Below are 8,787 nucleotides of genomic sequence, written 5' to 3' on the forward strand. Positions count from 1 at the left end.
CCGCTTCGCCGCCTCGGCCAGCCGCTCCTCGGGCAGCTCCCCGGCGAGCACCGCGGCCACGATGGCGTCCCGCAGCTCGGCGGCGTCGGCCTCGGTGGCCCGCTCCCCGCCGACGCAGATGGCGTCCGCCCCGGCGGCGAGGGCGCGCACCGCCGCCCCGGCGAAGCCGTACCGGTCGGCGACCGCCCGCATCTCCACGGCGTCGGTCACCACCACGCCGTGGAAGCCGAGTTCGTCACGGAGCAGCCCGCCGAGAATGCGCGGGCTGAGCGTGGCCGGCAGCTCCGGGTCGAGCGCCGGCACCAGCAGGTGCCCGGTCATCACCGCCTGCACCCCGGCGGCCACCGCGGCCCGGAACGGGGCCAGCTCTACCGCCTCCAGCCGGGCCCGGTCGCCGCCGATGCGGGGCAGGTCGTGGTGCGAGTCGACCCGGGTGTCGCCGTGGCCCGGGAAGTGCTTGGCGCAGGCGGCCACGCCGCCGGCCTGGAGTCCGCGTACCCAGGCGGCGGTGTGCCGGGCCACCAGGGCCGGGTCGGCGCCGAACGAGCGGACCCCGATGACCGGGTTGGCCGGGTTGGAGTTGACGTCGGCGTCGGGGGCGTAGTCGAGGGTGACGCCCAGGGCGGCCAGCTCCGCGCCGAGGTCGCGGGCGACCTCCTCGGTCAGCCCCTCGTCGTCGACCGCGCCGAGGGCGAAGTTGCCGGGCCGCGAGCTGCCCCGGGCCGACTCGATCCGGGTGACGTCGCCGGCCTCCTCGTCGATCGCGACGATCACGTCGGGCCGCTCGGCCCGCAGCGTCGCGGTGAGCGCGGCGAGCTGGTCGTGGTCGACGACGTTGCGGGCGAACAGCACGACCGAGCCGAGCCCCTCGCCGAGCCAGCGGCAGACCCAGGCCGGCGGGGTGGTGCCGACGAACCCGGGCTGGAGGACGGCCGCGGCCAGGGCCGCCAGGTCTGGGCTCGCTCCCACGATTCGCTCGCTACGCTCGGTCATCCGCCGTCGTACCCCCGTCTCCCCACTGCCCGCCGCCCCGGCGGTGCTGACATGGTCACACCCGCGTCCCTAAATAGTCAACATTCCTAACTGTTAGCTGCTGGCGGAGCCGGAACCGGAGTGGGAGAGTGCGACCATGCACCCCGCGCTGCTCGCCGACGCCACCACCGCCGCCGACATCCCCGGCGTACGCCTGCTCGGCCTGATGGTCGGGGGCCTCTTCCTGCTCATCGCGATCCGGGCGATGTTCCGCCGCTGACCCGCGTTCGGACCGCGTCCCGCCGGGGTACGGCGTCGGTGTCCGTCCGTACCGGCGAGGGGGCACCGTGAAGATCGGCTACTTTCTGTCCAGCGAGGAGTACACCCCCGCCGAGCTGCTGGCACAGGCCCGGGGCGCCGAGCGGGCCGGCTTCGAGGCACTGTGGATCTCCGACCACTACCACCCCTGGGTCGACGCGCAGGGCCAGAGCCCCTTCGTCTGGTCCACCATCGGCGCGCTCAGCCAGGTCTGCCGGCTGCCGGTGACCACCGCGGTCACCTGCCCCACCATGCGCGTCCACCCGGCGGTGATCGCCCAGGCCGCGGCGACCAGCGCGGTGCTGCACGAGGGCCGGTTCGTGCTCGGGGTGGGCACCGGCGAGGCGCTCAACGAGCACATCCTCGGCGCCGCCTGGCCGCAGACCGACGTCCGGCTGGAGATGCTGGCGGAGGCGGTCGAGGTGCTGCGCGAGCTGTGGCGCGGCGAGTTCGTCAACCACCACGGGAAGCACTACACCGTCGAGCACGCCCGGATCTACACGCTGCCGGACACGCCCCCGCCGATCTACGTCTCCGGCTTCGGCCCGAAGTCGATCGAGCTGGCCGCCCGGATCGGCGACGGATACATCAACACCATGCCGGACGCCGACCTGGTCCGCCGGTTCCGCGACGCCGGCGGCGGCGACAAGCCGTGCCAGGCCGGCTTCAAGGCGGCGTACGCCGACAGCGCGGACGAGGGCGCGCGGATCGCGTACGAGCGGTGGCCCAACGCCGGGGTGCCGGGCGAGCTGTCCCAGGTGCTCCCCTCGCCGCGCCACTTCGAGCAGGCCGCACAGCTCGTCCGGCCAGAGATGATGAAGGAGTCGTTCGTCTGCGGCAACAGCGCCGACGCGCACCTGGAAATGATCGACCGGTACGCGAAGGCCGGCTTCGACGAGGTCTACGTGGCCAACACCGGACCGCACTGGCCGGGACTGTTCGACCTCTACCGGCGCGAGGTGCTGCCCCGGCTGCGCTGAGGCTCAGCCGACGCCGAGCGCCCGGCCCAGCCGCTCGTCCCCGGCCGGGGTGCCCAGCAGGCCGCGCTCCTCGGCGTGGTCGACGTAGAACCGCAGCACATCGGCCAGGAACCAGGGGTGCACCGGCAGCCAGCCGAGCAGCACCTGGGGCGCGCTCGCGGGGCTCAGCACCAGGCCACGCCGCTCGACCAGGTCGGGGCGGACCACCCGGAGCCGCAGGGTGCCGCCGGACTGCTGCTGCCCCGGTGCGCCGGGCGCCAGCGCCGCCCACGGGATGCTCCGCCGGCCGAACGGCTCATGGATCTCGACCCCGGACGGGGTGAGGTCGATCCGGGGACGGCCCCGGAAGACCGCCACCGCCTGGGCCGTCACCAGCAGCAGCCAGAGCACCGCCAGCGACGCCGTGCCCGCGGGCAGCAGCCAGCGCACCGCGGTGGGCGCCTCGGGGTCCCGGAACAGGTCGCTCGCCGGGGACGAGGTGATCGCGCCGAGGAGCAGGACCTGCCCGGCGGCGAACCAGCCGTACGCCGGGGCGGCGGGCACCCGGCGTCGCCCCGGCCCGGCGGCGACCAGCCGGGCCGGCCGCCGCCACGCCCCCCGCTGGCTCACCACGACCGGCACGAGCACCAGCAGGGACAGCGGGAAGGGCGCCACGCCGAGCGCGTGGTCCCAGGCCGGCGAGGGCAGGCCGCCGGTCAGCACGACCACCGCCCGGGCGACCGAGAACAGCAGCGCCGCGCCGACCGCCGCGCGCCCGATCAGTGTCCCGGGCGGCGCATGGACGACGGGCGGGGCCGGAACGGTTGGCGAGGCCATGCCGGCATGATGGCGTACCGGCGCAATCCTCGCGTCGCGCGCTCGGCGCTCCCGCCGGTACGGTGCTCGGCGGAGGTGGCATGACCGACACGACGACCCTGCCCGCGCCGGCGCAACGCCCCCTGGTGGTGGCGCTGGCCGGCTTCCTGCCCGGGGTGCTGCTCAACGCGGGTCCGCCGCTGCTCGTGCTGCTCTACCTGCGCAGCGTCACCGCGACCGCGCGCCCGGACAGCGGCTTCAACCTGCTCACCCTCGGCGCGGGCGCCCTCCTGCTCGTCGACGCGGGGCTGCTGATCGCCGCGCTGGTGGCGCTCTTCCGGCCGGCGGCCCGCGCCTGCGCGGCCGGCTACCTCGCCGGCGTGTTCGCGGTGCTCGTCACGCTGGTCGCCCTCGCGCCGTTCGTGGGCTGAACCGGCCCGGTTTCGGCGGTGATCGCCGGGGGTACCTGCGGCCACTGATGAGACTGACCACGCACTCGACGACGTTGCGCCGCGCGGCGCGCAGCCTCTTCGGCTGGACCGCGCTCCGGCCCAACCAACTGGCCGCCATGCGCGCGGTGATGAAGCGACGCGACGCCCTGGTGGTCCTGCCCACCGGCGCCGGCAAGTCGGCGATCTACCAGATCCCGGCCAGCCTGATCCCCGGCCCCACGGTGGTCATCTCCCCGCTGCTGGCCCTCCAGCAGGACCAGATCGCGGCGCTCAACGAACGGCAGCGCCCCGAGCTGCGGGCGGTGCGGATCAGCTCCGACGAGACCGCCGCGCAGCAGGCCGAGGCGGTCGAGGAGGTCCGGCGGGGACGCGCGGAGTTCCTTTTCATCACCCCGGAGGCGCTGAGCAACCCGGAGCGGATGGCCGAGGTCCGTTCGCTGCGGCCGGCCCTGGTGGCGATCGACGAGGCGCACTGCATCTCCGCCTGGGGGCACGACTTCCGCCCCGACTACCTGGCGCTCGGGCACCTGATCGACGGCATCGGCCGGCCGCCGGTGGTGGCCCTGACCGCCACCGCCTCCCCGCCGGTACGCGACGACATCATCACCCGGCTCCGGCTGCGCGACCCCGAGGTGGTGGTGTCCGGGCTGGACCGGCCGAACCTCTTCCTCGAGGTGGCCCACTGCCCGACCGAGGACTACCGGTGGCGCCGGCTGATCGCGCTGCTGCGCGACGACAAGCGCCCGGGCATCATCTACGTGCCGACCCGCCGGGCCGCCGAGGAGTTGGCCGGACGGTTGACCGACGCCGGTTACCCGGCCCGGTTCTACCACGGCGGGATGCCGACCGGCGCCCGGCACGAGCTGCACGAGGCGTTCCTCGCCGACCAGGTGCCGATCATGGTGGCCACCTCGGCGTTCGGCATGGGCATCGACAAGCCGAACATCGCCTGGGTGGCGCACATGGCGCTACCCGACTCCCCGGACAGCTACTTCCAGGAGATCGGCCGCGCCGGCCGGGACGGCGAGCCGGCCCGGGTGCTGCTGCTGTGGCGGGCCGAGGACGTCGGCCTCCAGCGGTACTTCACCGGTGGCCTGCCCGACGAGCAGGAGCTGCGGGAACTCGCCGCGCTGCTGCGCAAGCAGGCACGGACCAAGAAGGAGCTGCGCGAACTGACCGGCCTCGGCCCGCGCAAGCTCGGCCAGTACCTGTCCCTGCTGGAGCAGGTGGGCGCCGCCGAGCCGCGCGCCCGCCAGCGCGTCGGCGCCCCCCGGTACGCGCCGAAGGCCGCCGAGTCCGGCCGGGCGGCGCTCGCCGAGGCGGAACGGCAGCAGGCCGTCACCCGGTCGCGTACCGACATGATGCGGGCCTTCGCCGAGACCACCGGCTGTCGCGGCCAGGCGTTGCTGGCGTACTTCGGCGAACAGCTGCACGAGGTCTGCGGGCACTGCGACAACTGCCACGCCGGCACCAGCCTCGCCGACGACCGGGCGGTCGGACCGTTCCCGGTGCACAGCCAGGTACGGCACCCGGAGTGGGGCGCCGGCCTGGTGCTCAGCTACGAGGAGGACCGGATGACGGTGCTCTTCGACGAGGTCGGCTACAAGACGCTCTCCGTGCCCGTGGTGTCCGAACAGGGCCTGCTGACGCTCGACTAGCCTGACCCGGGCACCGCGGGGTGCCCGTCGACAACGACGACCACGGCGAAAGGGGCTTGATCGTGATCGAGCAGCCGGCGTACACCGGGTTCGGATTCTCGGACGAGGAGTGGGGCCTGCTGGTCGGGCTGCCGCAGGCGGTGCTGACCGCGGCGAGCGCGGCCGAGTCCGACGGCACCAAGCGCACCATGGCCGAGAACGCCGCCGGGTTGGAGACCATCTCGGCGGGACGCGAGTCGGCCAGCCCGCTGGTGGCCGCGGTCGCCGGCGAGGTCGTGTCCCGGGTCGGTGACCCGGAGGCCGGCGCGGAGCTGCCGGTCATCACGCCCGCCGAACCGCAGGCGATGATCGACGACGTGCTCGCCCGGGCCGGCCAGGCGGCCGCCCTGCTCGCCGCCAAGGTGGACGAGGGGCAGGCCGGGGCGTACAAGCACTGGCTGGTGGAGATCGCCGAGCAGGTGGTCACCGCGGCGTCCAGCGGCGGCATCCTGGGCCTCGGCGGCGACGTGGTCAGCGAGACCGAGCGGCGCTTCCGGGACCGGCTCGCCCAGGTGCTCAACGACTGATCCCCCGACGCCGGGGAACTGGCTGCCAACAGAAGAGATGATTACCGTCAATGACGGATGTCGGACGCCCTACGGCTGTCGCCTCGCGACCGCGTGGGGCGTCCCTCTCGATGGAGGGTGACGGACACGGGGGGTCGCTGATGGACGCCAGGCTCGACCGGCACGTGCTCGACACGGGGCTGGTGCCGCCGCCGGACCGCTTCGGGATGTGGCTGGACATGCTCGCGGACTCGCCCGCCCCGCTGCGGGTCCACACCGAGCACGCCGACGACTTCCTCGCCCGGGCGGAGTTCATCGAGCTGGGCCGGCTGCGGCTGATCCGCTACCACTACCCCTCCCTGGACGGCGTCCGGACCCGCAAGCTGATCCAGCGCTCCGACCCGGACTACTACGCGCTCGCGCTGACCCTGACCGGTACCGGCATCGCCGGCCAGGCGGGGCGGCAGAGCGAGTGCCGGCCCGGCGACTTCACCTTCTACGACTGCTCCCGCCCGCACGAGGTCAGCCACCACGGCCTCGACCGGGGGCTGGAGGCGGCCAGCTCGGTGGTGGCGCTCATCCCGTACGACGCCCTGCCGCTGCCCCACCGCCGGCTCTCCGCGCTGTTCGCCGGCCGGATGTCCGGCACCGAGGGGGTCGGCGGGCTGCTGGCCGACTACCTCCTCCAGCTCACCGGGCACCCCGAGCAGTACCACGCGGCGGACGCGGAGCGGCTCGCCGGCATCGGGCTCGACCTGATCGCCACCATGCTCGGCCGGCACCTGGTCTCCGAGGACGAGGTCCCCACCGAGGTACGGCGGCGGGCGCTGCTGGCCCAGGTGCGCTCGCACATCCGCCAGCACCTCGGGGACCCGGCGATGAGCCCGCAGCAGATCGCCGACGCGCATCACATCTCGGTCCGCTCCCTGCACCGGCTCTTCGAGGCCGAGGAGACCACGGTGGCCGCGTGCATCCGGGACCAGCGGCTGCAGCGGTGCCGCCTCGACCTGGCCGACCCGGCGCTGCGGGACCAGCCCGTCCAGCACATCGCCGCCCGCTGGGGGTTCCGGGACAAGGCCCACTTCAGCCGGGCGTTCCGGGCCGCGTACGGGGAGACGCCGCAGGCGTACCGGGCGCGCCGGCTGGAACGGGCACGGATCGTCAACACCGCGGCGTTCCCGGTCAACTCGTAGCCGACATACTGGTGGTGGGCCGACCGCCGGGTGACCGGCGCGGCCCACTGGTATCGGGGGGCCGTGGCGAGGCGCCCGCGACGGACCGTCGCGGGCGGCCGCCCGGTGCCGACACCGCCGTACGGGCGCCCCCGGGACACCACCGGACCCCGGCCCCGTCGTACTTCCCCCCAGGACCGGCGACGGGGCCGGTCAGGTCGTCTCCTCCTCCAGCAGCACCAGCACGGCCTTCTCCACGGACTCCCGGGGCATCTCCGGCTCCACCGCGGCCAGCACCCCGTCGTGGTAGAGGTCGACCACCCGCGGGTCCACGTAGGACGTCCGCGCCACCGTGGGGGTGTTGCCGAGCAGTTCGGCGACCGACCGCATCACCGCGGCGACCGCCCGTTTGCGGGCCGTGGCCGAGCGCTGCCGGCCGGCCGTGGCCAGCTCGGTGGCGGCCAGCACGGTGGCGTGCCAGGTGCGGAAGTCCTTCGCCGTCATCTCCCCGCCGCTGGCGTCCCGCAGGTAGTCGTTGATCTCGTCGCTGCGCACGTCCCGCCAGGCCCGGCCGTCCCAGTAGCCGAAGAGACGCTCCTGGGTGCGCCGTCGGCGCCGCAGGTTGGCCAGCACCCGGCACAGCTCGGGGTCCGCTATCCGGCGGACCTGCTCGATGCCGCCCTTGGCGGGGAACTCGAAGACCACGCAGCCGGCCCGGGAGCGGGCGTGCTCGGGGCGGAGCGTGGCCACGCCGAAGGTGGGGTCGTCCCCGGTGGCGTACTGGTCGCTGCCGACCCGGAACATGCCCATGTCCAGCAGCCGGGTCACGGTCGCGAGGACCCGGTCCCGCCGCAGGCCGCGCAGCGTCAGGTCGTTCTCGACCCGGCCGCGCAGCACCGGCAGCCGGTGCGCCACCTCCAGCACGTGGTCGAACTTGGCCTCGTCCCGCTTCTGCCGCCACAGCGGGTGGTAGAGGTACTGCTTGCGCCCGGCCGCGTCGATCCCGGTGGCCTGGATGTGCCCGTTCGGGTACGGCGAGATCCACACGTCCCGCCAGGCCGGCGGGATCACCAGGTCGCGCAGCCGGGCCAGCTCGCCGGGGTCGCGGACCGGCTCGCCCTTCGCGTCGACGAAGAGCCAGCCCTTGCCGCGCCGCCGGCGTCCGTACCCCGGCCTGCCCGGATCACTACGCCGCAATCGCACCGGAGACCCGCACCGCCCGTTCCGCCTCGTCCACGGCGGCCAGCACCTCGTCCACCCCGATGGCCGCCAACGTCGGATGGCTTCCTACCCCACCGGGAGCAGCGCAATCCCGCTCCGGGTGCGGGACGCCGAGCACCCGGTGCCGGGGGCGGTCCGGCGGCGGCCCCCAGTGCGCCGGCGGCACCGGGCCGAAGAGCACCACCGAGGCCGTGCCGTACCCGGTGGCCAGGTGGGCCACCCCGGTGTCCCCGCTGACCACCAGCCGCGCGTCGGCGACCAGGGCGGCCAGCTCGGCCAGGCCGGTCCGGCCGGCGAGCACCGCCGCCGGGGGCAGCCCGGCGGCGGTGGCCACCCGGGCGGCCAGCTCCCGCTCGTCCGCGCTGCCGGTGAGCACCACCCGGTGGCCGCGGGCGGCCAGCGTACGGGCGAGCGCCGCGAACCGCCCAGCCGGCCAGCGCTTCGCCGGGACCTTGCTGCCCGGGTGCAGCACGGTGGCGCCGGCCGGCACCCCGGCGGCGGGCGGGCGGCGCAGCGCCAGGTCGGCCGGGTCGGCCGGCAGACCGTACGCGTGCAGCAGCCGGCACCAGCGGCGGACCTCGTGCTCGTCGTCGTCCCACGCCGGCCCGCCCGGGTGCCCGGCCTCGGCGTTGCGGTAGGCGAGCAGGCGGCCCGGCCGGGTGGCGGCGAGCGCC

General features: G+C 74.9%; 10 protein-coding genes. 6 read left to right on the plus strand and 4 right to left on the minus strand.

Features of this window, described 5'->3' with window-relative positions:
- A partial coding sequence (locus tag EFE23_RS26565; protein WP_123243635.1) for a glycoside hydrolase family 3 N-terminal domain-containing protein occupies nucleotides 1–993 on the minus strand: 993 nt, incomplete at its 3' end.
- Between the two features lie 136 nt (nucleotides 994–1,129).
- On the opposite strand from EFE23_RS26565, the gene EFE23_RS29385 reads away from it, so the two are divergent.
- Both EFE23_RS29385 and EFE23_RS26570 read left to right on the plus strand, forming a co-directional pair.
- The gene (locus EFE23_RS29385) at nucleotides 1,130–1,252 is read left to right on the plus strand and encodes a hypothetical protein (RefSeq protein WP_255421182.1); all 123 of its coding nucleotides are present in this window, start codon (nucleotides 1,130–1,132) and stop codon (nucleotides 1,250–1,252) included.
- 67 nt (nucleotides 1,253–1,319) lie between these two features.
- Nucleotides 1,320–2,270, plus strand: a complete 951-nt coding sequence (locus EFE23_RS26570; RefSeq protein ID WP_123243629.1) for a TIGR03557 family F420-dependent LLM class oxidoreductase — start codon at nucleotides 1,320–1,322, stop codon at nucleotides 2,268–2,270.
- Between the two features lie 3 nt (nucleotides 2,271–2,273).
- Here EFE23_RS26570 and EFE23_RS26575 read toward each other — a convergent pair whose 3' ends face one another.
- Nucleotides 2,274–3,086 (minus strand): PH domain-containing protein, encoded by an 813-nt coding sequence (locus EFE23_RS26575; protein ID WP_123243630.1) that lies wholly within the window; start codon nucleotides 3,084–3,086, stop codon nucleotides 2,274–2,276.
- An 80-nt stretch (nucleotides 3,087–3,166) separates the two neighbouring features.
- Between EFE23_RS26575 and EFE23_RS26580 the strand changes: the two genes are divergently transcribed.
- The 4 genes from EFE23_RS26580 (at nucleotide 3,167) to EFE23_RS26595 (ending at nucleotide 6,913) form a co-directional block, all read left to right on the plus strand.
- On the plus strand, nucleotides 3,167–3,496 hold the full coding sequence (locus EFE23_RS26580) for a hypothetical protein (RefSeq protein WP_123243631.1): 330 nt from the start codon (nucleotides 3,167–3,169) through the stop codon (nucleotides 3,494–3,496).
- A gap of 47 nt (nucleotides 3,497–3,543) precedes the next feature.
- Nucleotides 3,544–5,175 carry a RecQ family ATP-dependent DNA helicase gene (locus EFE23_RS26585; protein WP_123243632.1) on the plus strand — a complete coding sequence of 544 codons (1,632 nt, stop codon included), beginning with the start codon at nucleotides 3,544–3,546 and terminating at the stop codon, nucleotides 5,173–5,175.
- Between the two features lie 62 nt (nucleotides 5,176–5,237).
- On the plus strand, nucleotides 5,238–5,741 hold the full coding sequence (locus EFE23_RS26590; protein ID WP_123243636.1) for a hypothetical protein: 504 nt from the start codon (nucleotides 5,238–5,240) through the stop codon (nucleotides 5,739–5,741).
- Nucleotides 5,742–5,881: 140 nt separating this feature from the next.
- A complete protein-coding gene (locus EFE23_RS26595; protein ID WP_123243633.1) occupies nucleotides 5,882–6,913 on the plus strand; it encodes a helix-turn-helix domain-containing protein in 1,032 nt (343 codons plus the stop codon).
- Between the two features lie 192 nt (nucleotides 6,914–7,105).
- Here the strand turns inward: EFE23_RS26595 and EFE23_RS26600 are convergent, their stop codons facing one another.
- Together EFE23_RS26600 and EFE23_RS26605 are read right to left on the minus strand one after the other, a co-directional pair.
- Entirely contained in the window at nucleotides 7,106–8,095 is a 990-nt protein-coding gene (locus EFE23_RS26600) for a DNA topoisomerase IB (protein ID WP_123243634.1), read from the minus strand.
- Nucleotides 8,079–8,787 (minus strand): glycosyltransferase family 9 protein (locus EFE23_RS26605; protein ID WP_148058546.1); only part of this gene is annotated, 709 nt, incomplete at its 5' end. The genes EFE23_RS26600 and EFE23_RS26605, both read right to left, overlap by 17 nt.

It is taken from the genome of Micromonospora solifontis (assembly GCF_003725545.1).
GTDB classification, from domain to species: Bacteria; Actinomycetota; Actinomycetes; order Mycobacteriales; family Micromonosporaceae; genus Micromonospora; species Micromonospora solifontis.

What these genes read in the sequence shown, in the direction of transcription:
- EFE23_RS29385 (WP_255421182.1), top strand. Translation starts at nt 1,130, where the DNA reads ATGCACCCCGCGCTGCTCGCCGACGCCACCACCGCCGCCGACATCCCC.
- EFE23_RS26575 (WP_123243630.1), bottom strand. Translation starts at nt 3,086, where the DNA reads ATGGCCTCGCCAACCGTTCCGGCCCCGCCCGTCGTCCATGCGCCGCCC.
- EFE23_RS26580 (WP_123243631.1), top strand. Translation starts at nt 3,167, where the DNA reads ATGACCGACACGACGACCCTGCCCGCGCCGGCGCAACGCCCCCTGGTG.
- EFE23_RS26585 (WP_123243632.1), top strand. Translation starts at nt 3,544, where the DNA reads ATGAGACTGACCACGCACTCGACGACGTTGCGCCGCGCGGCGCGCAGC.
- EFE23_RS26595 (WP_123243633.1), top strand. Translation starts at nt 5,882, where the DNA reads ATGGACGCCAGGCTCGACCGGCACGTGCTCGACACGGGGCTGGTGCCG.